This is a genomic window from Brevundimonas sp. EYE_349 (assembly GCF_023147505.1).
Taxonomy (GTDB): Bacteria; Pseudomonadota; Alphaproteobacteria; order Caulobacterales; family Caulobacteraceae; genus Brevundimonas.
Genome location: NZ_JAHXPB010000009.1, coordinates 98,812 through 119,915, shown reverse-complemented (window position 1 = coordinate 119,915; position 21,104 = coordinate 98,812). Strand labels below are relative to the sequence as shown.

General features: G+C 67.0%; 22 protein-coding genes. 10 read left to right on the top strand and 12 right to left on the bottom strand.

What is annotated here, in order from left to right:
• Positions 1–34: 34 nt before the first annotated feature.
• Positions 35–544, bottom strand: a complete 510-nt coding sequence (locus KZX42_RS15350) for an HAD family hydrolase (RefSeq protein ID WP_248120730.1) — start codon at positions 542–544, stop codon at positions 35–37.
• Positions 541–1,629 (bottom strand): AGE family epimerase/isomerase, encoded by a 1,089-nt coding sequence (locus KZX42_RS15345; protein ID WP_248120728.1) that lies wholly within the window; start codon positions 1,627–1,629, stop codon positions 541–543. Before KZX42_RS15345 ends, KZX42_RS15350 begins: the two co-directional genes overlap by 4 nt.
• A gap of 171 nt (positions 1,630–1,800) precedes the next feature.
• Here KZX42_RS15345 and KZX42_RS15340 point away from each other — a divergent pair, with 171 nt between their 5' ends.
• The 4 genes from KZX42_RS15340 (at position 1,801) to xth (ending at position 5,475) form a co-directional block, all read left to right on the top strand.
• Positions 1,801–2,958: a DegT/DnrJ/EryC1/StrS aminotransferase family protein gene (locus tag KZX42_RS15340; protein ID WP_248120726.1), complete on the top strand. Its 1,158-nt coding sequence runs from the start codon at positions 1,801–1,803 to the stop codon at positions 2,956–2,958.
• Positions 2,959–2,962: 4 nt separating this feature from the next.
• The gene (locus KZX42_RS15335; RefSeq protein WP_248120725.1) at positions 2,963–3,895 is read left to right on the top strand and encodes a Gfo/Idh/MocA family oxidoreductase; all 933 of its coding nucleotides are present in this window, start codon (positions 2,963–2,965) and stop codon (positions 3,893–3,895) included.
• 48 nt (positions 3,896–3,943) lie between these two features.
• Positions 3,944–4,459, top strand: coding sequence for a hypothetical protein (locus KZX42_RS15330; RefSeq protein ID WP_248120723.1), 516 nt, complete (start codon positions 3,944–3,946; stop codon positions 4,457–4,459).
• A 218-nt stretch (positions 4,460–4,677) separates the two neighbouring features.
• On the top strand, positions 4,678–5,475 hold the full coding sequence (gene xth / locus KZX42_RS15325; RefSeq protein WP_248120721.1) for an exodeoxyribonuclease III: 798 nt from the start codon (positions 4,678–4,680) through the stop codon (positions 5,473–5,475).
• A gap of 3 nt (positions 5,476–5,478) precedes the next feature.
• Here the strand turns inward: xth and KZX42_RS15320 are convergent, their stop codons facing one another.
• Complete coding sequence (locus tag KZX42_RS15320; RefSeq protein ID WP_248120720.1) at positions 5,479–6,933, bottom strand: PLP-dependent aminotransferase family protein; 1,455 nt, start codon at positions 6,931–6,933, stop codon at positions 5,479–5,481.
• A gap of 61 nt (positions 6,934–6,994) precedes the next feature.
• On the opposite strand from KZX42_RS15320, the gene KZX42_RS15315 reads away from it, so the two are divergent.
• Positions 6,995–7,594 (top strand): hypothetical protein, encoded by a 600-nt coding sequence (locus KZX42_RS15315; RefSeq protein ID WP_248120718.1) that lies wholly within the window; start codon positions 6,995–6,997, stop codon positions 7,592–7,594.
• A 3-nt stretch (positions 7,595–7,597) separates the two neighbouring features.
• Here the strand turns inward: KZX42_RS15315 and KZX42_RS15310 are convergent, their stop codons facing one another.
• The gene (locus tag KZX42_RS15310) at positions 7,598–8,284 is read right to left on the bottom strand and encodes a response regulator transcription factor (RefSeq protein ID WP_055755062.1); all 687 of its coding nucleotides are present in this window, start codon (positions 8,282–8,284) and stop codon (positions 7,598–7,600) included.
• Between the two features lie 83 nt (positions 8,285–8,367).
• Positions 8,368–9,066 (bottom strand): YggS family pyridoxal phosphate-dependent enzyme, encoded by a 699-nt coding sequence (locus KZX42_RS15305; protein WP_248120716.1) that lies wholly within the window; start codon positions 9,064–9,066, stop codon positions 8,368–8,370.
• Here KZX42_RS15305 and KZX42_RS15300 point away from each other — a divergent pair.
• Complete coding sequence (locus KZX42_RS15300) at positions 9,065–9,724, top strand: thiamine phosphate synthase (protein ID WP_248120714.1); 660 nt, start codon at positions 9,065–9,067, stop codon at positions 9,722–9,724. The genes KZX42_RS15305 and KZX42_RS15300 overlap by 2 nt on opposite strands.
• Here KZX42_RS15300 and KZX42_RS15295 read toward each other — a convergent pair.
• On the bottom strand, positions 9,714–10,097 hold the full coding sequence (locus KZX42_RS15295) for an NtrZ family periplasmic regulatory protein (protein WP_248120712.1): 384 nt from the start codon (positions 10,095–10,097) through the stop codon (positions 9,714–9,716). The two genes, KZX42_RS15300 and KZX42_RS15295, sit on opposite strands and share 11 nt — an antisense overlap.
• A 366-nt stretch (positions 10,098–10,463) precedes the next feature.
• Here KZX42_RS15295 and KZX42_RS15290 point away from each other — a divergent pair, with 366 nt between their 5' ends.
• The 4 genes from KZX42_RS15290 (at position 10,464) to holA (ending at position 15,207) form a co-directional block, all read left to right on the top strand.
• Complete coding sequence (locus tag KZX42_RS15290) at positions 10,464–10,928, top strand: DUF3576 domain-containing protein (RefSeq protein ID WP_248120710.1); 465 nt, start codon at positions 10,464–10,466, stop codon at positions 10,926–10,928.
• Positions 10,929–11,087: 159 nt separating this feature from the next.
• Positions 11,088–13,667 carry a leucine--tRNA ligase gene (gene leuS / locus KZX42_RS15285; RefSeq protein WP_248120708.1) on the top strand — a complete coding sequence of 860 codons (2,580 nt, stop codon included), beginning with the start codon at positions 11,088–11,090 and terminating at the stop codon, positions 13,665–13,667.
• On the top strand, positions 13,667–14,158 hold the full coding sequence (gene lptE / locus KZX42_RS15280) for an LPS assembly lipoprotein LptE (protein WP_248120706.1): 492 nt from the start codon (positions 13,667–13,669) through the stop codon (positions 14,156–14,158). Before leuS ends, lptE begins: the two co-directional genes overlap by 1 nt.
• Positions 14,155–15,207 (top strand): DNA polymerase III subunit delta, encoded by a 1,053-nt coding sequence (gene holA, locus KZX42_RS15275; protein WP_248120704.1) that lies wholly within the window; start codon positions 14,155–14,157, stop codon positions 15,205–15,207. The genes lptE and holA overlap by 4 nt, the downstream gene beginning before the upstream one ends.
• Here the strand turns inward: holA and KZX42_RS15270 are convergent.
• The 6 genes from KZX42_RS15270 to mnmE form a co-directional block, all read right to left on the bottom strand.
• The gene (locus KZX42_RS15270) at positions 15,204–15,386 is read right to left on the bottom strand and encodes a hypothetical protein (RefSeq protein WP_248120702.1); all 183 of its coding nucleotides are present in this window, start codon (positions 15,384–15,386) and stop codon (positions 15,204–15,206) included. The two genes, holA and KZX42_RS15270, sit on opposite strands and share 4 nt — an antisense overlap.
• A gap of 25 nt (positions 15,387–15,411) precedes the next feature.
• Positions 15,412–16,305: a ParB/RepB/Spo0J family partition protein gene (locus KZX42_RS15265; protein ID WP_248120700.1), complete on the bottom strand. Its 894-nt coding sequence runs from the start codon at positions 16,303–16,305 to the stop codon at positions 15,412–15,414.
• A gap of 26 nt (positions 16,306–16,331) precedes the next feature.
• On the bottom strand, positions 16,332–17,153 hold the full coding sequence (locus KZX42_RS15260; RefSeq protein WP_248120773.1) for a ParA family protein: 822 nt from the start codon (positions 17,151–17,153) through the stop codon (positions 16,332–16,334).
• Positions 17,134–17,766, bottom strand: coding sequence for a 16S rRNA (guanine(527)-N(7))-methyltransferase RsmG (gene rsmG, locus KZX42_RS15255; RefSeq protein ID WP_248120698.1), 633 nt, complete (start codon positions 17,764–17,766; stop codon positions 17,134–17,136). The genes KZX42_RS15260 and rsmG overlap by 20 nt, the downstream gene beginning before the upstream one ends.
• On the bottom strand, positions 17,766–19,646 hold the full coding sequence (gene mnmG / locus KZX42_RS15250; protein ID WP_248120771.1) for a tRNA uridine-5-carboxymethylaminomethyl(34) synthesis enzyme MnmG: 1,881 nt from the start codon (positions 19,644–19,646) through the stop codon (positions 17,766–17,768). The genes rsmG and mnmG overlap by 1 nt, the downstream gene beginning before the upstream one ends.
• Positions 19,647–19,739: 93 nt before the next feature.
• Positions 19,740–21,047 carry a tRNA uridine-5-carboxymethylaminomethyl(34) synthesis GTPase MnmE gene (gene mnmE / locus KZX42_RS15245; protein ID WP_248120696.1) on the bottom strand — a complete coding sequence of 436 codons (1,308 nt, stop codon included), beginning with the start codon at positions 21,045–21,047 and terminating at the stop codon, positions 19,740–19,742.
• Positions 21,048–21,104 lie beyond the last annotated feature (57 nt).

The window sequence follows — 21,104 nt, the reverse complement described above, 5'->3', positions numbered from 1 at the left end:
TCACGGTGCGAGGAATTGCGAAAGGCAGCTGCACTCAGCCCGCGGTCAAGCCTTGCACAAAGACGTCCAGATCACCGCCCTCGAACAGATGGCCTGAAACCCCCGCCCGCCGCGCCGCCTCAACATCGGTCGGCTGATCGCCGATCATCAGGGATCGGGCGGCATCGATCCCATGGTCGGCGATCGCGCGCAGCAACATCCCGGGATTGGGCTTCCTGTCCGGGTGGTCCGGGTGGCGATAGCGCTCAACCACCGCATCGGCGTGATAGGGCGCGGCGTAGACGGCGTCGATCACGCCTCCATCCTGCGCCAGGCGCCGCGTCAACAGGCCGTTGAAGTCATGCATCTGCTCTTCGGTGAACAGGCCGCGCGCCACGCCCGACTGGTTGGTGACGATCACCGTCAGATAGCCCAGTTCCTTCAAGCGTCGCACAGCCGCGGCCGCACCGGGGATCAGCGCCAGATGCTCCGGCTTGTGCGGATAGCCGCAGTCTTCGATCAGCACCCCGTCACGGTCGAGGAAGGCCGCAGGGACGCCGCTCATGGCTTGTGTCTCAACAGTTCGGAAAAGGCCGTCATCAGGTGATACAGGCTGGAAGCGGGGGCCGCCTGATCGGACGACCGTCCCTCCGCATCATAGCTGTCCGTCCAGAGCCCCCGGATACGGGTCGCCAGATGGGTGTCGAACACGGCGTCAACCCGCTCGCCCAGGTCAGGCTCAGCGAACGCCAGCGCCGTGCGGATCGCCTCGGTCTGGGCCCACAGACGCCGCCCGCCGTCGATCACGCCGCCGGACGGATCGATTTCGCGGACGAGGCCTAAGGGTGTCCGGCCCTGCTTCACGGCCCGGCGATGCAGGGCGTCAGCCGCTGTCCCCCCATCCAGACCGAGCGCCTTCGCCTGACGCAGAAGCCAGGCCCATTCCTCGAGGTGTCCCGGCTCTATGATATGGCCCAACTGCGGGTCGGGCGCCCAGGCCTGGGTGAAATACTCGCGGATCGCGCCGTCGATCACGAAATGATCGCGACACAGGGCCAGAGACACGCGCGCCGCCGTCTCGAACGCGGCGTCTGGCGCTGTCGCCTGCCAGGCCAGCATGGCCTCCAGCATATGCATGTGCGGATTCTGGCGCCGAGGCAGGCGCGGCGGCAGGGCGTCGTGCCATCCCCCGTGCGGCGCGCGCATCAAGGCCTGGATCGCCGCCAGGGTCTCAAGCGCCAAGGGCCGGGCGCGCGTGTCGCCCAGCACCCTGTGCGCCGCCGCCAGGGCGAACAGGACGAAGGCCAGGTCATAGAGATCAGCCGTCGCGTCAACCACCGCGCCCTCATCATCGGCGGCGCTGATCCACAGGCCGTCGTCGCGCCGACACAGGTCGATCATCCGGTCCAATCCCGTCTGAGCCACGGCGCGCCCCGCCTCCCAGCCCAGAGCCGCCGCTTCGCAGAAGACATAGACCTGGCGCGCCTGAACGCGGGTGCGTCGGCGCAGGCCCGTCACGGGACGGGCGTCGAAATCCAGTTGCTCGAAGAACCGCCCGTCGGCGCTGACGCCACGATCCGCCCAGAGCGGCAGGGCGTCCTTGAACAGCCAGTTCGAGACCCTGGATTTGGCGACGGCAAGCCTGATCATGGCGCTGGCTTAGGGCGCAACCGGTCGGGCGCCAAGGGGCGTGGACGTTGCAAAGGGCAACGCGAAGTGAGCTTGCGCCGTTTGGCGCAGGCGGCCGATCTTGCTAGGAGGACGCCCACATTCGCGGACCGCGCCAGCGGACCGCCGCCGCATCCGCGTGGAGAGCGACCCATGATCCCCTTCATCGACCTTCAGGCCCAGCGCCTTCGCCTTGGCGGCAAGATCGAGGCCGCCGTTCAGGACGCCGTCGTCGGCGGCGCCTGGGTCATGGGTCCGCAGGTCCGTCAGTTCGAGGCCGATCTGGCCGCCTTCGGTCAGGCCAAGCACGCCTTGGGTTGCGCCAACGGCACGGACGCCCTGGCCCTGCCGCTGATGGCCTGGGGCGTGGGGCGCGGCGATGCGGTCTTCGTGCCCAGCTTCACCTTCGCCGCCACCGCCGAGGTGGTGCCGTGGTTCGACGCCGAGCCGGTCTTCATCGACGTGGACGCCGACACCTACAACATGGACGCCGGTCACCTGGAGGCCGCCATCGAGGCGACCCTGAAGGAAGGCCGCCTGACCCCGCGCGTGGTCATCGCCGTGGACCTGTTCGGTCAGCCCGCCGACTATGCAGCCATCAAGGCCGTCTGCGACAAGCACGGGCTGAAGCTGATCTCGGATTCGGCGCAAGGGTTCGGCTGCACCATCCATGGCGAGCATCCGCTGAAATGGGCCGATGTCACCACCACCAGCTTCTTCCCGGCCAAGCCCCTGGGCTGCTACGGCGACGGCGGCGCAGTGCTGACCAATGACGACGAACTGGCCCAGTTGATGGATTCCATCCGCGTGCACGGCAAGGCCGTTGCGGTGGACCTGAAGGACCGCACCTTCGATCACGATCCCAAATATCTGAACATGCGGATCGGCCTGAACAGCCGTCTGGACACCATCCAGGCCGCCGTCCTGATCGAAAAACTGAAGGTCTTCAGCCAGGAGATCGAATGGCGAAACGCCGCCGCCGCCCGCTATAACGACGGCCTGCGCCCGCACGTCGCCAAGGTTCCCGACGTCCCGACCGGCAACATCTCCAACTGGGCGCAATATACGATCGAACATCCGAACCGCGACGCCCTGGCCGCGCACCTGAAAGAACAGGGCGTGCCGACGGCGGTCTATTATCCGATCCCGCTGCACCTTCAGCCCGCCTATGAACACTATCCGCGCGGTCCCGAGGGCCTGCCGGTGACCGAGCGCCTTAAGGATGTGGTCATCAGCCTGCCGATGCACGCCGATCTGGACACCGCGACCCAGGACCAGATCATCGCCGCCGTCGCCAGCTTCAAGGGTTGAGTCCATGCCGAACATCGCCCCCCTCAAGATCGGCGTCGCCGGCGCCGGCGTCATGGGCCGCAATCATGCGCGCGTCGCCGCCGAAATGCGCGAGTTCGAGCTGACCACCGTCTTCGACCCGGACGCCGTGACGGCGGAAGGCGTCGCCGCCGCCTATGGCGCATCGCCGGTCACGACGGCGCAGGCCTTTGTCGAGGCCGGTCTGGACGCCGCCGTGGTCGCCACGCCCAACCGTTTCCATGCCGAGGTCGGGGTGGCCCTGCTGGAAAAGGGCGTCCACGTCCTGGTGGAAAAGCCCATCGCCGCCAACGTCGCCGACGCCCAGCGCATGATCGACGCGGCCAAGGCCAACAATCGCGTCCTGATGGTCGGTCAGGTGGAGCGGTTCAATCCGGCGGTGGAGGCGGTCAAACGCGCCCTCGCCGACGACGAGATCATCTCCATCCAGATCACCCGCGTCGGGCCATTCCCACCGCGTATGGGCGAGGTCGGGGTTGTCATCGACCTGGCCGTGCATGACATCGACATCATCCGCCACCTGACGGGCGCCGAGATCACCGAGGTCCAGCCACAGTTGGCCCGCACCCGCGCCGACCGCGAGGACACGGCCCTGCTGCAGTTCCGCCTGGACAATGGGGTGATCGCCCACATCACCACCAACTGGGTCACCCCCTACAAGACCCGCACCCTACAGGTCGCGACCAAGACCAAGTTCATCGTCGCCGACCTGATCACCCGTCAGGTCACCGAATATTTCGGCCAGCAGCCCGACGGCTCGTATTCCACGCGGATGCTGAATAGCTGGCCCGCAGAACCTTTGAAGAAAGAGTTGGAAGCCTTCGCCCGCGCCATCACAACCGGCGAGACGGCGGCGGTGACGGGCGAGGACGGCCTGCGCAATCTCGAGGTCGCCCTACGCTGCCTGGGCGAAGCCTGATCGTCGCCAAGCCCCTTTATCGCCGCAAAACCTGAGGAAGAGGGAAGCATGCGCCGTCTGAACCCCCGATTTCTCGGCCTTTCGGTCGTCCTCGCCGCCCTTGTGCTGGCGACGTCGCCGGCCCAGGCGGACACCCGCTTTCTGTCCTACAACGCCTCGGATCGCATCACCCAGGCCCTGACCAAGGGCGTGACGCTGGAGGTGCGGCGCGGTCTGTTCGGGGCGGTTCAGGTCGAGCGTCTATTCTCCACCACCGCGCGCGGCACGGCCGGCTTTACACGCGGCGGCCCCGAGGCGGCGCGGCGCGCCCTGCCGCAAGGCGCATCGGAGAACGACATCTACGCCGTCGATCAGGACGGCGACGGTCGCGGCCTGTCGCGCGCCCTGTGCCCCGGCGCCGACGAGGTCTGGCTGATCATGAGCCGGGTTCGCGCGCCCCGCCCCCTGACCATGCAGGCGGTGGGCCGCTGGTCGGACGGCGCCTATCGCCACTGCGTCACCTTGCGCTACGACTGGCGCGGCGAATGGGCCACGGCGCCCACGCCGTCCGCGGCGCCAAACTGATCCGCCGCCGGACTGTTTCATAATAGGCACGTGCAAGCGGACTTTATGACGATTTGACTTTTATACTCGACAGTGACACTTTCGGCACAGGAACGGCGGCGGCCGTTCTACCGCCACGGAAGATATCCCCCTCCCCGGCGGCGAGAGAGACGAACCTCCCATAGCCCGGCCCGTCGTGGCCGGGCTTTTTTTACGCTCCGCGCCTGCTAGACGAAGGCATGACCCTTCGCCTCGCCACTTGGAATATCAACTCCGTCCGCCTGCGCATCGACCAGGTCGCCCGGTTCGTCGCCGAACGTGCGCCCGACGTCCTGATGCTGCAGGAGATCAAATGCACGACGGACCAGTTTCCCCGCGCCGCCTTCGAGGAGATGGGCCTGCCGTATCTGCGCGTAGCAGGTCAGAAGGGCTGGCACGGCGTGGCCATCGCCAGCCGCCTGCCGCTTGAGGACAGCGACACCTTCCAGGTCTGCAAGCTGGGCCACGCGCGCTGCGTTTCGGCCCGCGTCGCCGGGATCGACGTGCAGAACTTCTACATCCCGGCGGGTGGCGACGTTCCCGACCGGGCGCTGAACCCCAAGTTCGATCACAAGATGGACTTCTACGAACAGCTGACCGAGATCGTGGCGCGTCAGGACAAGGCGCGGCCGCTGGTCATGGCCGGCGATTTCAACATCGCGCCCGGTGAAGGCGACGTGTGGAACCACCGCTATATGTCCAAGATCGTCAGCCACACCCCGATCGAAGTCGAGACGCTGAACCGGCTTCAGGCCACGGGTGGTTTCGCGGACGTGCTGCGCGACCGCTTCCCCGAGCCCCAGAAGCTGGCCAGTTGGTGGAGCTATCGCGCCGCCGACTTCCGCAAGTCCAATCGGGGCCTGCGCCTGGACCACATCTGGACCTCGCCCGGCCTGACGTCTGCGGTGGTCAGAGACACAGCCCGCATCCACGACGACGTGCGCGAATGGGAACGCCCCAGCGACCACGCCCCCGTAACCGTCGATCTGGACCTCTGATCGTCAAAACACGGCGACTGGCCTGGTCCGCCTTGCGGAGCCGCCGCGCGTGTCCACCGCCCTCGCCGCCCGCGCCAGGCGGGCTACCGCCTCGTCCAGCGCGACCTCGGGCAAGGTGTAGGGCAGGCGCAGGCGGCGTTCGAAAGCCCCGTCGACGCCAAAGCGCGGGCCGGCGGCGAGACGCAGACCCTCCGCCTCGGCCTGGATCGTCACGGCGGTGCTGATTGGGGAAGGCAAACGCGCCCAGAAGGACAATCCCCCGGCAGGTGTCGGACAGACCCAGTCCGGCAAATGTTCCGCCAGCCGCGCCCGCAGGTGATCCCGTCTCGCGCGCAACATCGGCCGGCGCACGGCCAGGGCCGCGCCAGCGTCGTTCAGCAGCTCCACCGCCGCCAGTTGTTCCAGGATCGGCGCCCCCAGGTCGAAGCTGGCGCGGCTTTGGGCGAGCCGCTGGATCACGGCGCGATCAGCCCGGATCCAACCGATCCGCAGCCCGCCCCACACGCTCTTGGACAGGGAGCCCAGCCGCACCACCCGGGGCGCGTCGACGGCCGAGGCGGTGAGCGCGGGCGGGCCGCTCAGCGTCAGCTCGACAAGGGTTTCGTCCAGCACCAGAAGGGTCTCCGTCCCCCTCAGTCCCGCCAGCAGACGGGCACGATCCGCCGCCCGCATCATCCGCCCGGTCGGATTATTGTGGTCCAGCACCAGATAGGCCATCGCCGCATGGCTGCCGCGACAGGCCTCGACCAGGCCCTCGACATCCCAGCCCGCCTCCCCCTCCCCGTCCGGCAACGCCACCGGAACGGGGCGGGCCCCGGCCGCCAGTATGGCGTCGATGGCCTGCGGATATGTGGGATGATCGAACACCACCGACGCGCCGGGCCTCGTCGTCAGCCGCAGCATATGCACCAGGCCATTGTGGGCGCCATGAGTGATCAGGATCTGGCCCGGCGAGGTCGCAAGGCCGCGCCGCCGATAGCCAGCCGCCACCGCCTCGCGCAAGACCTCCAACCCCGTGGTCTCGTAGCCGTGACCGGGCAGGTTCGCCGGCAATCGCTCCAGCGCCCGCACATAGGCGGCATGAACATTCGGGTCGGCCGGCAGAACCGCCGAGGTCAGGTCGATCAAGCCCGTCCCGGCGTCTCTCTCCTCGATCGGCGCACGGCCCGGCCTCGCTCCGCTGGGCAGGCTGGTGCGCGCCGCCTCACCTTGGCCGCCTGTCAGAAGGCCGTCATCCCTCAATCGACCATAGGCGGCCGAGACCGTCGTCCGGCTCAGCCTCAGCGCCCGCGCCAGCTCGCGTTCGCCCGGCAGACGCGCCGCCAGCGGCAGTCGCCCATCCAGGATGAGCAGCCGAACCGCGCCAGCCAGTTGGCGATAGGCTGCGCCGCCGCCCGGCGCGCGCCATGCGCCGAGGTGGCGGGTCAGGGAGACGGGACTGATGACGCGAGCGGACATCACGCCAGAATGTCACAACTGGCCCTTTTTTCAAAAGCCAGTTCGGGCCACTGGGTTCGTCATGACCCGCCGCCTTTTCCAGCTGTTCTCCGGCCTCATTCTCTATGGCCTGTCCATCGCCCTAATCGTGCGCGCCGACCTGGGGCTGGACCCTTGGGACGTGTTGAACCAGGGCGTGTTCGAGCGGTTCGCGCGGCCGGCGGGGATCAGTTTCGGCCTGGTGGTCAATCTGATCGGTTTGGCCGTTCTGCTGCTGTGGATCCCGCTGCGTCAAAAGCCCGGCGTCGGCACAATCGCCAATGTGCTGGTCATCGGAACCGTCGCCAACGTCGGACTGGACTGGATTCCGACCGACCTGAACCTGTGGCTGCGCGCTGGCCTGTTGATCGCCGGCATCGTTCTGAATGGGGTGGCGAGCGGAGCCTATATCGGCGCGGGCCTCGGCCCTGGTCCGCGCGACGGCCTGATGACCGGCATCGTGGCGCGCACCGGCTGGCCGGTGAAATGGGTGAGGACCGCCATCGAACTGAGCGTCATCGCGGTCGGTTGGCTGCTGGGCGGCTCGGTCGGACTGGGCACGGTGCTCTACGCCGTGACCATCGGTCCACTGGTCCACGTCTTCCTGCCGCTGTTCACCATTCGCCCGAAGGCGAGCGACTGAACCTTAAGGCTGCAGCCGGTATCCGCCCGCGTCGGTCAGCAGCAGGCGGGCATGGCCCGGCTCCGGCTCGATCTTCTGGCGCAGGCGATAGATGTGGGTTTCCAGCGTGTGGGTCGTAACCCCGGCGTTGTAACCCCAGACCTCGGTCAGCAACTCTTCGCGCGACACCGGCTTGGCGCCGGCGCGATAGAGATATTTCAGGATGTTGGTTTCCTTTTCGGTCAACCGCACCTTTTTGCCCTTGGCGTCCATCAGCACCTTGGCGGCGGGCCGGAACTCGTACGGGCCGATGGTGAAGACCGCGTCCTCGGACTGTTCGTGGCTGCGCAGATGGGCGCGGATGCGCGCCAGCAGCACGGCGAAACGGAAGGGCTTGGTCACATAGTCGTTGGCGCCCGCGTCCAGCCCCAGGATGGCGTCCGCGTCCGCCGACTGGGCCGTCAACATGATCACCGGGGTCGAGACCCCGTCCTTGCGCAACAGGCGACAGGCCTCGCGCCCGTCCATGTCGGGCAGGTCGACGTCCAGCAGGATCAGGTCGGCGCGAATCTCGCGTCCCATCCGCACCCCGTCCGTGGCGGTCGCGGCCTGCTGGGTGCGAAACTCCTCGTGCAGGTTCAACTGCTCGGCCAAGGCCTCGCGCAGGTCGTCGTCGTCGTCGATGATCAGGATGGTCTTGGGCGTAGGCATGGGACAGACAATGGCGAGGCTTGGCCCCCGCGCCAAGGCTTGGGGGTGCGAATATTCACATCGGGTTACGGGCTAGAGCCCCTTTAGGGCCGATTTCGTTCCCCGAACAGCGCCGTTCCGACCCGCACATGGGTCGCGCCGCAGCGGATGGCGGCCTCGTAGTCGCCGCTCATACCCATCGAAAGAACCGACAGGCCATTGCGTTCAGCCAAGGCGCGCAGCATCGCGAAGTGCGGCTCAGCGTCCTGATCCGCCGGGGGAATGCACATCAGTCCCTCCACGGTCAGCCCATAGACGGCCCGCGCCGAGGCGATCAGGGTGTCGGCTGCCTCAGGGGAAACACCGGCCTTCTGCGGCTCGGCGCCAGTGTTGACTTGAATAAGGACGCGCGGCGATCGGCCGCGTTTGCCCGCCGCCTCGGCCAGGGCGCGAGCCAGTTTCTCGCGATCCAGGGTCTCGATCACGTCGAACAGGGCGACCGCGTCCTCGGCCTTGTTGGTCTGCAGCGGCCCGATCAGCCGCAGCTCCAGGTTCGGCGGACCGGCGATCCGGTCGGTCCAGCGGCCTTGCGCCTCCTGTACGCGGTTCTCGCCGAAGACCCGCTGGCCGGTCGCCAATATGGCGTCGATGGCCTCGGCCGTCTGCGTCTTGGATACGGCGGTCAGGACGACGCCGGCGGGGTCGCGCCCGGCTGCCCGGCAGGCGGCCTCGATCCGCGCCCGGACCTCGGCGACCCGTTCGGCGATGGACGGCGGGGCGGAAGCGGGGGAAGAAGGGGTCATGATCCTGCCGGCCGGTTACAGCGACGATGCGCGAACGCTCTGGGATGTCGCGACCGCTCTAAACCGCGCCGCCGCCGCTGTCAGCCCGCGCGCCGCCGCCCTTCCCCCCCTGCTGTTCTTCACCGATCCCGACCGCACCCCACGCCCGTGGGACACGGCGGCCCGACTGCCCGCCGGCTCGGCCGTGGTCTATCGCGCGTTCGGGGTGCCGGATGCACTCGAGACCGGCCTGAAACTTCGCGAGGCGACGACCAGGGCCGCGGTCCGGCTTCTGGTCGGACAGGACGCCAACTTGGCCGAGGCGGCGTCGGCGGACGGCCTGCATCTGCCCGAACGGGCGGCGCACCGTGCGCCGGCGATGCGCGCGGCCCATCCCGACTGGCTGCTGACCGCCGCCTGGCATGGTGGAGCCACACTGACGGAAGGGTTGGACGCCTTGGTCCTGTCGCCCGTCTTTCCGGCCGGCGGAGCGTCGGCGTCGAAGCCGGCCCTGGGCGCCGAGGCTTTCAGCGCGCGGGCGGCGCAGGCCGGCCTGCCGATCTATGCGCTGGGCGGCGTCGACGTGACCAACGCCAGCCAGATCGTCGGCGCCTGCGGCCTGGCGGGCGTCGATGCGATCCGGTCGGCCTTTGGCGCGCCGCCGCGGATCAGAACTTGAAGATGGTTTCCAGACGCACGCGCGGCTGGGCGCGGCTGTTGGTTTCGGGCGCACGGGCCGGGTCGGCCTCGGGCGTGGCCACGGCGGCGGCGGCCCCGACGCGCAGGCGGTCGTTCAGACGATAGTAGGCGCCCGCCTCGACGTCGCCCCAGTCGGTTTCGCGGCCGACGGGCTGGTTCAGGTTGAAGTCCAGGCCCCAGCGGCCACGGTCGTTCAGGCGAAGGCCGCGACGCTGCGGCGCGGGCGTATTGCGTTGGGCGGCCTGGGCTTCCGACAGCGAGACCGTGCCGGACGCGCTCTGGGCGAGCGCCGACGTCGACCCGACAACCGCCGTCGTCGCCATCATCACAGCCAGGAAACCACTGAGACGCATAACCAAACCCTTCGAACCCCGCCACACGGCGACGTTTCATCCCCGGACCGACCTTATATGGTCGTGAACGCGGCGATTAGACACCGGGCGTCAACCCGGTCAACGGAATGACCGCTCGATAACAAGGTTCCCCATCATTGTTGTCGGCTTATGTGGCTCAAGCGTCACGGGATTTGGGCCGGTTCGGGTCGAATGACGCAGCTTTGTCGCAAAAGGGGCGGGCCGCCGAAGGTCGTAGGCTGCGACTTCGCCTTGTCATCGCCCCTTTTCACCGTGTTATAGAGCCGTGCAGTCGGCGTTTCATCACGTCGTGCGCCCGTGCGAGCGAGGGCTCCCACGTCCCTGAGTTTACGGAGACTTCTCTTGATGAGCCTCAACAAGGCCCTGGTTCGCAACGTCGCGGTCGTGCTGGTGTCTGGCGTGGCCCTGGGCGCGTCGCTTTCGGCCTGCTCGAGCGTGCCCTTCGTCGGTGGCAAGAAGTCCGCGCCCAAGACGAACGCTCAGCAGGGCATCGGGGTGAACGCCTATCTGTGGCGCGCCTCGCTCGACACCCTCAGCTTCATGCCGCTGCTGACCGCCGACCCTTGGGGCGGCGTTATCAACTACGATTGGTACATCAACCCCCAGACGCCGAACGAGCGCTTCAAGGCGACCGTCTTCATCCTGGACACCCGTCTGCGCGCCGATGCGCTGAACGTGACGGTGACCAAGGAAGTGAAGGGCGCCGACGGCCAGTGGACCGCCGCCCCGGTCGCCGCCCAGACCGAGGCTGATCTGGAAAACGCCATCCTGACCAAGGCGCGCCAGCTGAACCTGTCTAATGCGGGCTGAAGGTCCCCATTAGTTTCTTTTTAGCGCTACGGCCCTTCGGACGAGTTCAGCGCGCCGCGCCCGAGCGTTCGTGGGGCGCATTACTTCTTGGGCGCTGTCGTCCTTCGGGCTAGTTCAGTCGGGAGGGCGTCAGCGCCCTTTTCGACTTTCAGGACGACCGTGGCCCGTTACGAACCCAAGACCGCCGAACCCCGCCAGCAGGCCCGCTGGGCCGAAGCGTCCGCCTTCGTCACGAAGGACACCGGCCGTCCGAAATACTATGTGCTGGAGATGTTCCCCTATCCGTCGGGGAATATCCACATGGGCCACGCCCGCAACTATGTGATGGGCGACGTGGTGGCGCGGTCCAAGCGGGCCCAGGGCTTCGATGTCCTGCACCCCATGGGCTGGGACGCCTTCGGCATGCCGGCCGAGAACGCGGCGATGGAGCGCGGCATCCATCCCAAGGGCTGGACCTATTCCAATATCGCCAACATGCGCGAGCAGCTGAAGCTGCTGGGCCTGTCGCTGGACTGGTCGCGCGAGTTCGCGACCTGCGACCCGGAATACTATGGCAAGCAACAGGCCTGGTTCCTGGAGCTGTATCGGCGCGGCCTGGTCTATCGCAAGGACGGTGTCGTCAACTGGGACCCGGTCGACAACACCGTCCTGGCCAATGAACAGGTCATCGACGGCCGCGGCTGGCGCTCGGGCGCCTTGGTCGAGAAACGCAAGCTGAACCAGTGGTTCCTGCGCATCACCGACTATGCCGACGACCTGATCGAGGGCTTGAAGACCCTGGACCGCTGGCCCGAGAAGGTCCGGTTGATGCAGGAAAACTGGATCGGAAAGTCAAGGGGCGCGACCCTGTGGTGGACCATCGCCGAGGCGCCGGACTTCCTGCCCGCCTCGCCCGAGGGTGAACCGAACCACGCCCGCGATCCGATCGAGGTCTACACCACCCGCCCCGACACCCTGTTCGGCGCCAGCTTCCTGGCCCTGGCGCCCGACCACCCGCTGACCAAGGCCATCGCCGAGCATCGGCCGGATGTGGCGGACTTCATCAAGGCCTGCGCCCAGACCGGGACCAGCGAGGCCGAGATCGAAAAGGCCGAAAAGCTCGGCGTCGATCTGGGCGTCCGCGTCCGCCACCCGTTCGCCCCGGACAAGACCCTGCCCGTCTGGTCGGCCAACTTCGTCCTGTCCACCTATGGCTCGGGCGCCATCTTCGGCTGCCCCGCCCATGACCAGCGTGACCTGGACTTCGCCCGCAAATACGATCTGCCGGTGACGCCGGTGGTCAAGCCTGACGATGTGGACGCCATCGAGATCGGAACCGAGGCCTATGTCGGACCGGGCCGGATCTTCAACTCCGGCTTCCTGGACGGGATGGATGTGGAGGCCGCCAAGGCCGCCGCCATCGCCAAGATGGAGGCTGCCGGCCAGGGCCGCGCCGAGACCATCTATCGCCTGCGCGACTGGGGCGTCTCGCGCCAGCGCTACTGGGGTTGTCCGATCCCGATCATCCACTGCCCGTCCTGCGGCCCGGTGGAGGTTCCGGCCGACCAGCTGCCGGTCGAACTGCCCGACGACGTGACGTTCGACGTGCCGGGCAATCCGCTGGATCGCCACCCCGAGTGGAAACACGTCAAATGCCCGTCATGCGGCTCGGACGCGACGCGCGAGACCGACACGCTCGACACCTTCGTCGATTCCAGCTGGTATTTCGCCCGTTTCACCGACCCGACCGCCGCGGCGCCGATCGATAAGGCCGCCGCCGACCGCTGGCTGGCGGTGGATCAGTATATCGGCGGGGTCGAACACGCGGTTCTGCACCTGCTCTATGCCCGCTTCGTGACCCGCGCCCTGTCGGACGCCGGCATGTTGTCGGTCAAGGAGCCCTTCGCCGGCCTGTTCACGCAAGGGATGGTGGTCCATGAGACCTATCGCCGGCCCGACGGCGCCTGGGTCGAGCCGACCGACGTCGAACTGACCAACGACAATGGCGTGCGCGCCGCGCGCCAGCTGTCGACCGGCGAGACCCTGGTCATCGGCGACATCGAAAAGATGTCCAAGTCCAAGAAGAACGTCGTCGCCCCGGCCGAAATCCTGGAAAGCCACGGCGTGGACGCCGGCCGCCTGTTCGTCCTGTCCGACAGCCCGCCCGAGCGCGACGTGCAATGGACCCCCGGCGGGGTGGAGGGCGCCAGCCGCTTCGTCCAGCGCGCCTGGTCGCTGTTCGACGCCTATGATCCCGCCTTCGCCGGCGAGGACAAGGCCAACGCCGACCTGCTGCGCGAGACGCACAAGGCCATCAAGGCCGTGTCCGAAGGGGTCGAGGGCTTCCGCTTCAACTCGGCCATCGCCAAGCTCTACGCCTTCGTCGCCACCATCCGCGACAGCGCCCAGGCCGGTGGCGACGCTCGGCGCCAGGCTCTGTCGGCGCTGGCCCGTCTGATCGCGCCCTTCACCCCACACCTGGCCGAGGAATGCTGGACCCGTTTGGGCGAGGACGGGATGGTTCTGGACGCGCCGTGGCCCGTGTGGGACGCTGCGCTCGCGGCCGACGACGAGGTGGTCCTGCCCATCCAGATCAACGGCAAGCGTCGCGCGGAAATCCGCGTGCCGCGCGGCATGGAGCCCGCCGAGGTCGAGCCGCTGGTCTTGGCCGACGAGACGGTGCAGGCGCGGCTGGAGGGTTTGAGCGTGAAGAAGATCGTGGTGGTCAAGGACCGCATCGTCAATCTGGTGGCCGGCTGATGCGCGGCACGGCGGGGCTAGCCGTTCTGGCTTCGGTCGCGGGGTCGCTGACCCTCTCGGCCTGCGGCTTCACGCCCCTGTACGGCGAGGCGGCCGTGGGGTCGTCGCTGCGCCGCATCGTGGTGACCACCCAGGACGACCGCCTGGGCTATCGGCTGCGCGAGCAGCTGGAGGACGCCTTGGCGTGGGATCGGGCGGCGACGCCGCTTTATCGCCTGACCACCCAGGTCGAACAGAACCGCCGCTCGCTGGGCCGACGCATCGACGACACCGCGACCCGCTACGAACTGACGGTCAAGGCGACCTGGACCCTGACGCCCGCCTCCGGCGGCGCGCCGGTCACCGGAACGGAGACGGTCACCACGACCTACGCCGCCGCCGACCAGCCCTATGCCGCCATCGCCGCCCAGCAGGACGGCGAGGAGCGCGCGGCGTCGGAACTGGCTCGCCTGATCCGGCTGGACCTCATGCAGGCCCTGTCCAACCCGTGATCCTGGCCAAACGCCCTGAGATCGAACGCTTCCTGAAGGCGCCCGATCCGGCGATCCGCGCGGCGGTCATCCACGGCAAGGACCGGTCGGGCGTCGCGGAGCGAGCGGAGACGCTGTGTCGAACGGTCACGACCGACCTGAACGACCCCTTCAATGTCACTGTCCTGACCGACAGCGACATCGACAGCGACGAGACCCGGCTGGAAGAGGCCCTGACGGCCATGTCGCTGATGGGCGGGCGCCGGCTGGTTCGCATCCGGCTGTCGGCGCTGAAGCCCGGCGTGGACAAGGCGGTCGCCGCCGCGCTGAAGATCCATGCCCAGGGCGGCTACAATCCCGACGCCATGCTGGTGGTCGAGGCCGACCAGCTAGGCCGCGAATCGGCGCTGCGGAAAGCGGCGGAAAAGGAAGACGGCGCGGTCGGCATCGTCTGTTACGAGGACGAGACCGGCGACGTGGCCCGAATGGTGCGCGAGGCCCTGGCCGGTGACAAGGTCGGTCTGACCTCCGACGCCCTGGATCGGTTTGTCGCCCGCCTGCCCCGCGAGCGCGGCCTGATGCGTCAGGAGATCGAGCGTCTGGCCTTGTTCATCGGACCCGGATCGGGCCGCACCTTGGACATGGACGCCTTGGAACAGCACCTGGGCGTTGAACCCGACGCCTCGCTGTCCGACGCCGCCCTTCAGGCCTTCGGCGCCCGCCCCGCCCCGGCCCAGTCGGGCCTGAGACGCGCCTTCGCCGAGGGGGAATCCTCGGTCATGGCCGTGCGGTTCGCAGCCATCCATCTAGGAAAGCTACGTCGAATCAACATCTTGCAGGCCAACGGCGCGAACGCCAAGGAAGCAGCCAAGGCCGCCGGCGTCTTCTGGAAACAGGAGGCGGAAATGCTGCGTCAGGCCCGCTCCTGGCGTCTTGAGGCGCTGGACGAGGTGATGGACAGCATCAACAGCGCCGACGTCGCCACCAAGACGACCGGGATGCCGGATCAGCTGATCGCCGAACGCCTACTGCTCGAAATCGCCAGCCGCGCTCGGCGACTGGGGCTTTAACCGCGCTTCGACGCGCGACGGAAGGCGGGCTTGGCCATAGCGACATTGCGCGCGGCGACGGACTTTTCCTCGGCCTTGGCGCCGATCTGGGCGTTGAAGCCATGCCTCGTCTTGGATTTCTTGGCGGCGAGCGCCTGTTTCAGCTTCTCGGCGGCCGTGGGCATATTCTGATCGGTCATCCGCCCACCCTATCACATCCGCGCCTCAACCCCGCATCAGGCGCCGGCACAGATCATCCAGCTGTTCCAGCGTGCCATAGCGGATGGTCAGCTCGCCCCTGCCGTCGCGGTCGGTCAGCTGGACATTCAGCCCCAAGGCGTCCGCCAGATCCTGCTGCAGGGCGACCACATCCGCCGATCCGCCGCCGCCGCTCGCCTTGCCGCCGCCTGACCGCGCCTTGGGCGCTTTCGGCCCCTCGACCGCGCGCCTTGCCAAGGCCTCGGTCTCGCGCACGCTCAGGCCATCGACAAAGGCGATGTCGGCCAGTTGGCCGGGATCGGGCGTGTTGATCAGCGCCCGCGCATGGCCCGCCGACAGCTTGCCCTCACGCACATAGAACAACACCCGCTCCGGCAGCTGGAGCAGGCGCATGGTATTGGCCACATGGCTACGGCTCTTGCCGACCACGCCCGCCACCGCGTCCTGGGTGCGACCGAACCGCTCCATCAGCACCCGGTAAGCTTCGGCCTCCTCCAATGGGTTAAGGTCGGCGCGCTGAACGTTCTCGACGATGGCGACCTCGAACACCTCCACGTCGTCCATCTCGTGGACCACGATCGGCACCTCGGTCAGACGCGCGGCCTGTGAAGCGCGCCAGCGACGCTCGCCGGCGATGATCTGCCACACGCCCGCCTCGCCCGGCTGTGTGCGCACCAGGATCGGCTGAAGCACGCCCTTGTCGCGGATCGAGGCCGTCAGCTCCTCCAAGTCCTCCTGGCGGAAGACCTTGCGCGGCTGGTCCGGGTTGGGTTTCAGGCTCTCGATGGGCGCGCGCCGCACACCGGCGGGCGTCGGGGCATCGGCGGCCACCGGCGCCTCCGCGTTCTCGCCCATCAACGCGGACAGGCCGCGGCCCAGACCTCTTTGTCGTTCAGCCAAGATACTGCTTCCGTTTCTTCTAGAGTTCAGGCGGCCAGCTTCAGCCGCTGCCGCTCGCGCTTCACGACCTCTCGGGCCAGGCGGAGATAGGCCTGGCTGCCGGCGCATTTCAGATCATAGATCAAAGCCGGCTTGCCGAAAGACGGCGCCTCGGCCACGCGAACGTTGCGCGGAATGACGCTCTCATAGACCTTGTCGCCGAAATGGGCGCGGACATCGTTCGCCACCTGGCCCGACAAGGCGCTTCTGCGGTCGAACATGGTCAGGACAAGGCCCTGGATTTCCAATGACGGATTGAGGCTGTGCTTGACCATGTCGATGGTCCGCATCAGCTGGCTCAAACCCTCCAGCGCGAAGAACTCGCACTGCAACGGGACCAGAACGGCATCAGCCGCCGCCATGGCGTTCAAGGTCAGCAGGTTCAGAGACGGCGGGCAGTCGATCAGCACATAGTCATACGCGGTAGGGCCGTCATCGTGCGCCCTTAGCGCGTCGCGCAGGCGGTAAGAGCGACGATCCGCCTGGCTCAGCTCGATTTCTACACCCGACATATCGGCGTCCGCTGGCACGATCCACAGCCCAGGAACCGTGGTCTGCACAGCCGCATCGTCGATGGACCGCTGGTCCACAACCACGTCATAGATTGTGACCCGCCGTGTTTCACGTGGAACACCCAAGCCTGTGGAGGCATTGCCCTGCGGGTCCATGTCGACGATCAGCACGCGCTCGCCGATCGCCGCTAACGCGGTGCCCAGATTGATTGCAGTCGTGGTTTTGCCCACGCCGCCCTTTTGATTGGATACTGCGAGAACCCGTGCGGGCTGCTTCTTACGACCGGCTGCGGGCACGTCGAACACTCCGAATTTTCACGATACGGCCGCGCGGGTCGCTCTGCGACGGGGCCAGTTCCGCATCGAAATGCCAGGATTTCCGCGCTTCGATCAACTCGGATTCGGCCTTCTCCCCCTTCAGGAACAGACCTTGTGCACCTCTTTCAAAGTACGGCTGTGCATAACCTAGCAGCCGATCCATCGGCGCAACGGCCCGAGCCGTCACGATGTCGCACCTGATCCGCTGTTCCTCCGCTCTGCCGTTGATGACCGTGGCGGGAAGCTCCAGCGCATCGACCACCTCTTGCAGGAAGCGACAGCGCTTGCCCAACGAATCGATCAGCCAGACGTGCGCGCCAGGGCGGCCCTTGGCCAGGACCGCCAACACCACCCCCGGGAAGCCCGCCCCGGCCCCAAGGTCCGCCCACGTCAAGGCCTGAGGCGCCTCTTGCAGCAACTGGGCGCTGTCCCAGGCATGACGGTTCCAGAAGTCCGGCAGGCTGTCCGGCCCGACCAGGTTCATCACGGCATTGGCGTCTGCGAGCCGGATACGAAACGCCTCCATATCCGAAAGCTGCGTTTCGGTGGCTCGGGCGCGCGCCCCAAAGGCGGTCTTTTCCGGTTCCAGCATTACGCGGCGACCGTCGCGCGAGGCCCGCGCTTTACATAGGCGAGCAGGGCCGTCAGGGCCCCAGGCGTCATGCCCTCGATCCTGCCAGCCTGGCCCAGGGTGATCGGCCGGACCCGCAACAGTTTCTCCCGCACCTCATTGGACAGTCCACCGATCGCTGCATAGTCCAGATCAAGCGGCAGGGCTAACGCCTCCTCGGTTCTCAAGGCTTCAGCGTCGAGGGACTGGCGGTCCAGATAGTTGGCGTAGCCCGCGTCGATCACAACCTGCTCGCGGACCTCGTCGGACCATCGCGCAATCTGCGGCACAGCCGGCAGGAACTGGTCCAACGCCACACCGGGGAAGGCCAGCAGTTCGCGCATTGACCTGCGCCGGCCATCAGCATTCACTGTGATCCCCAGCCCGCCCGCCTCGTTCGGCGTGAACAGTGTTTCACGTGAAACAGCGCCCGCTTCCGCAAGCGCGACCGCCTTGGTTTCAAACCGCTGGCGGCGCGCCTCTCCGACAATACCCAGCTCGATGCCTAATGGCGTCAGCCGCTGATCGGCGTTGTCCGCTCGCAGGGTCAGACGATACTCTGCGCGGCTGGTGAACATCCGATAGGGCTCTGTAACCCCGCGCGTCACCAAGTCGTCGATCATCACGCCGATATAGGCCCGGTCCCGCCCGAGGATTACAGGCGGTTGGCCGGCGGAAGCCCGCGCGGCGTTCAGCCCAGCCATCAGGCCCTGGGCCGCCGCCTCCTCATATCCGGTCGTGCCGTTGATCTGCCCCGCAAGATAAAGGCCCGGCCGCTTCTTTACTTCCAACGCCGGGGTCAGTTCTCGCGGGTCGACATAATCATACTCGATGGCGTAGCCGTAGCGAAACACCTCGACCGCCTCGAGACCGGGAATGGTCCGCAAGAAGGCGAGCTGAGTAGCCTCCGAAACGGAGGTGGAGATGCCGTTCGGATAGACCGTTGGATCGTCCAAACCTTCCGGCTCCAGGAAGATCTGATGACTGGTCTTGTCTTCGAACCGAACCACCTTGTCCTCGATGGACGGGCAGTAGCGAGGCCCCCGCCCCGACAGGCGACCGCCATAGACGGCGCTTTCGCCCAGGTTCTCGGCGATGATGCGGTGTGTCTCTTCGGTTGTGTGGGTCACGCCGCAGGCGATCTGGGGCACGGTTATGGCGTCGGTCATGAAGGAAAAGGCGGATGGCTCCTCGTCCGCCTGCTGCATTTCCAGCCGGTCCCAAGCGATCGTGCGACCATCCAGCCGCGCCGGGGTGCCCGTCTTTAATCGACCCATCAACAAATCGGCGGCATGGAGGTCTGCCGCCAGTCCGGTCGAAGGATCTTCGCCATGCCGTCCGGCAGGGATACGCTCGTCCCCCCGGTGGATGACCCCATTCAGGAATGTGCCCGTGGTCAGCACGACTGCGACAGCGCGGATCGTCTCGCCCGCCCCCGTCACCACACCAACAACCCGGTCGCCCTCAAGACGCAAGCGTTCGGCCGTTCCGGCCATCAGCGTCAGATTAGGCGTTGCGGCCAACTCAGCCTGCATAGCCTCGCGGTAAAGACGACGGTCGATCTGGCTGCGCGGACCGCGAACGGCCGCACCCTTAGACCGATTCAGCAATCGAAACTGAATCCCCGATACATCGGCGAGACGCCCCATTACCCCATCCAGGGCGTCGATCTCTCTCACCAGATGGCCCTTCCCCAGGCCGCCGATGGCCGGGTTGCAGGACATCTCGCCAATCGTCTCCAGCTTCTGCGTCAGCAGGAGAGTTCGAGCGCCCGCTCGCGCAGAGGCCGCGGCCGCTTCACAGCCCGCGTGCCCGCCACCGATAACGATGACGTCGCACACGCTTTCAATGGGATCGTTCATCCGCGCCACATAGGCCAAGTGGACGCTTTTCGCCAGCCACAGACGCACCACCGTCTAAGCTGTTTCACGTGAAACAGCGGTATGGCTAAAGGGCTATTTGCCGATGCAGAAGGTAGAGAAGACCTGACCCAGTATGTCTTCCACCCCGATGGCGCCGGTCACGCGCGCCAGGGCTTCCGCGGCGCGACGCAAATCGTCACCCGCCATTTCGGGCGCGATATCTAATGCAATACGGCCAGCCTCGACGGCGACGAGGGCTTCCATCAGACGAAGGCGGTGCCGTTCACGGGTGACGGCCGGGAAGTCTGAACCGGCCAGATCAAACGACAGCCTGGCGGCGATCCAGTCATGCAATGCGGCAAGCCCCTGCCCGGTTGTCGTGCTTATGCTCAGTACCTCCAGACTATCGCCAAGGTCCTGGCCGCATAGATCGCTCTTGGTCGCAACGATCAGATCGCCAGCACGGGCGTAGTCAGCGGCAGCCCCGGTCGCGTCGCCCGGCGCCCGCACCCAAAGGCGGAGGTCGGCCTGATCCGCCCGCGCACGGGCCCGACGAACCCCTTCGGCCTCAACGGGATCGTCGCTATCGCGCAGCCCCGCCGTATCGGACAAGGTGACGGCATAGCCGCCGATCACCAGTTCCGCGTCCAGCACATCGCGCGTCGTTCCTGCAATCGGCGTAACGATGGCGGCTTCTCGCGCGATCAAGGCGTTGAACAGCGAGGACTTACCCGCGTTCGTCTCCCCGATCAGGACGATGCGATAACCATCCCGCACCCGCTCTCCTCTCCGGCCGGTGTCGATGGCCCGGCGCAGATCGTCGATCAGCCGGTCCAGCACCGGGCCGGCGGTCTGCGCCAGATTGTCGGGAACCTCTTCGTCGGGGAAGTCGATCTCGGCTTCCACCAGCGCAAGGGCGTGAAGCAGGTCGCGACGAAAACCAGCGTAGGACTCGCTCAGTCGCCCGTCGAGCTGGCCCAGCGCCTGTTTGGCCTGAGCAGTCGTCTCGGCGTCGATCAGATCTGCGACCGCCTCGGCCTGAGCCAGATCCATGAGGCCGTTCTGGAAGGCGCGGCGGGTGAATTCGCCGGGCTCAGCCGGTCGGACGCCCAGCGCGATCAGGGCGCGGCTGGCGGCCTCCACCACGGCTCGTCCCCCGTGAAGATGAAGCTCGGCCGCGTCTTCGCCCGTATAGGAATGGGGGGCCACGAAGCGCAGCACCAGCGCCTGGTCAATGGTAGCGCCTCTATGGGTGAGGCTGCGGACCGAGGCCATGCGCGGCTTGAGCCGATGCGCGCCCAGTGAGGCCAACGTCGATTCGACGCCGGGACCCGACAATCGAACTACGGCGATGGCTCCACGACCAGGAGGCGTGGCGAGGGCGAAGATGGTGTCGGTCATCAGGTCTCCTCCCATTCGAGCGCGATCATCGGCGCGTCGCGTCCTCCCCGCTTTATG

What these genes read in the sequence shown, in the direction of transcription:
- KZX42_RS15350 (WP_248120730.1), bottom strand. Translation starts at nt 544, where the DNA reads ATGAGCGGCGTCCCTGCGGCCTTCCTCGACCGTGACGGGGTGCTGATC.
- KZX42_RS15345 (WP_248120728.1), bottom strand. Translation starts at nt 1,629, where the DNA reads ATGATCAGGCTTGCCGTCGCCAAATCCAGGGTCTCGAACTGGCTGTTC.
- KZX42_RS15340 (WP_248120726.1), top strand. Translation starts at nt 1,801, where the DNA reads ATGATCCCCTTCATCGACCTTCAGGCCCAGCGCCTTCGCCTTGGCGGC.
- KZX42_RS15335 (WP_248120725.1), top strand. Translation starts at nt 2,963, where the DNA reads ATGCCGAACATCGCCCCCCTCAAGATCGGCGTCGCCGGCGCCGGCGTC.
- KZX42_RS15330 (WP_248120723.1), top strand. Translation starts at nt 3,944, where the DNA reads ATGCGCCGTCTGAACCCCCGATTTCTCGGCCTTTCGGTCGTCCTCGCC.
- xth (WP_248120721.1), top strand. Translation starts at nt 4,678, where the DNA reads ATGACCCTTCGCCTCGCCACTTGGAATATCAACTCCGTCCGCCTGCGC.
- KZX42_RS15320 (WP_248120720.1), bottom strand. Translation starts at nt 6,933, where the DNA reads ATGTCCGCTCGCGTCATCAGTCCCGTCTCCCTGACCCGCCACCTCGGC.
- KZX42_RS15315 (WP_248120718.1), top strand. Translation starts at nt 6,995, where the DNA reads ATGACCCGCCGCCTTTTCCAGCTGTTCTCCGGCCTCATTCTCTATGGC.
- KZX42_RS15310 (WP_055755062.1), bottom strand. Translation starts at nt 8,284, where the DNA reads ATGCCTACGCCCAAGACCATCCTGATCATCGACGACGACGACGACCTG.
- KZX42_RS15300 (WP_248120714.1), top strand. Translation starts at nt 9,065, where the DNA reads ATGATCCTGCCGGCCGGTTACAGCGACGATGCGCGAACGCTCTGGGAT.
- KZX42_RS15305 (WP_248120716.1), bottom strand. Translation starts at nt 9,066, where the DNA reads ATGACCCCTTCTTCCCCCGCTTCCGCCCCGCCGTCCATCGCCGAACGG.
- KZX42_RS15295 (WP_248120712.1), bottom strand. Translation starts at nt 10,097, where the DNA reads ATGCGTCTCAGTGGTTTCCTGGCTGTGATGATGGCGACGACGGCGGTT.
- KZX42_RS15290 (WP_248120710.1), top strand. Translation starts at nt 10,464, where the DNA reads ATGAGCCTCAACAAGGCCCTGGTTCGCAACGTCGCGGTCGTGCTGGTG.
- lptE (WP_248120706.1), top strand. Translation starts at nt 13,667, where the DNA reads ATGCGCGGCACGGCGGGGCTAGCCGTTCTGGCTTCGGTCGCGGGGTCG.
- KZX42_RS15270 (WP_248120702.1), bottom strand. Translation starts at nt 15,386, where the DNA reads ATGACCGATCAGAATATGCCCACGGCCGCCGAGAAGCTGAAACAGGCG.
- rsmG (WP_248120698.1), bottom strand. Translation starts at nt 17,766, where the DNA reads ATGCTGGAACCGGAAAAGACCGCCTTTGGGGCGCGCGCCCGAGCCACC.
- mnmG (WP_248120771.1), bottom strand. Translation starts at nt 19,646, where the DNA reads ATGAACGATCCCATTGAAAGCGTGTGCGACGTCATCGTTATCGGTGGC.
- mnmE (WP_248120696.1), bottom strand. Translation starts at nt 21,047, where the DNA reads ATGACCGACACCATCTTCGCCCTCGCCACGCCTCCTGGTCGTGGAGCC.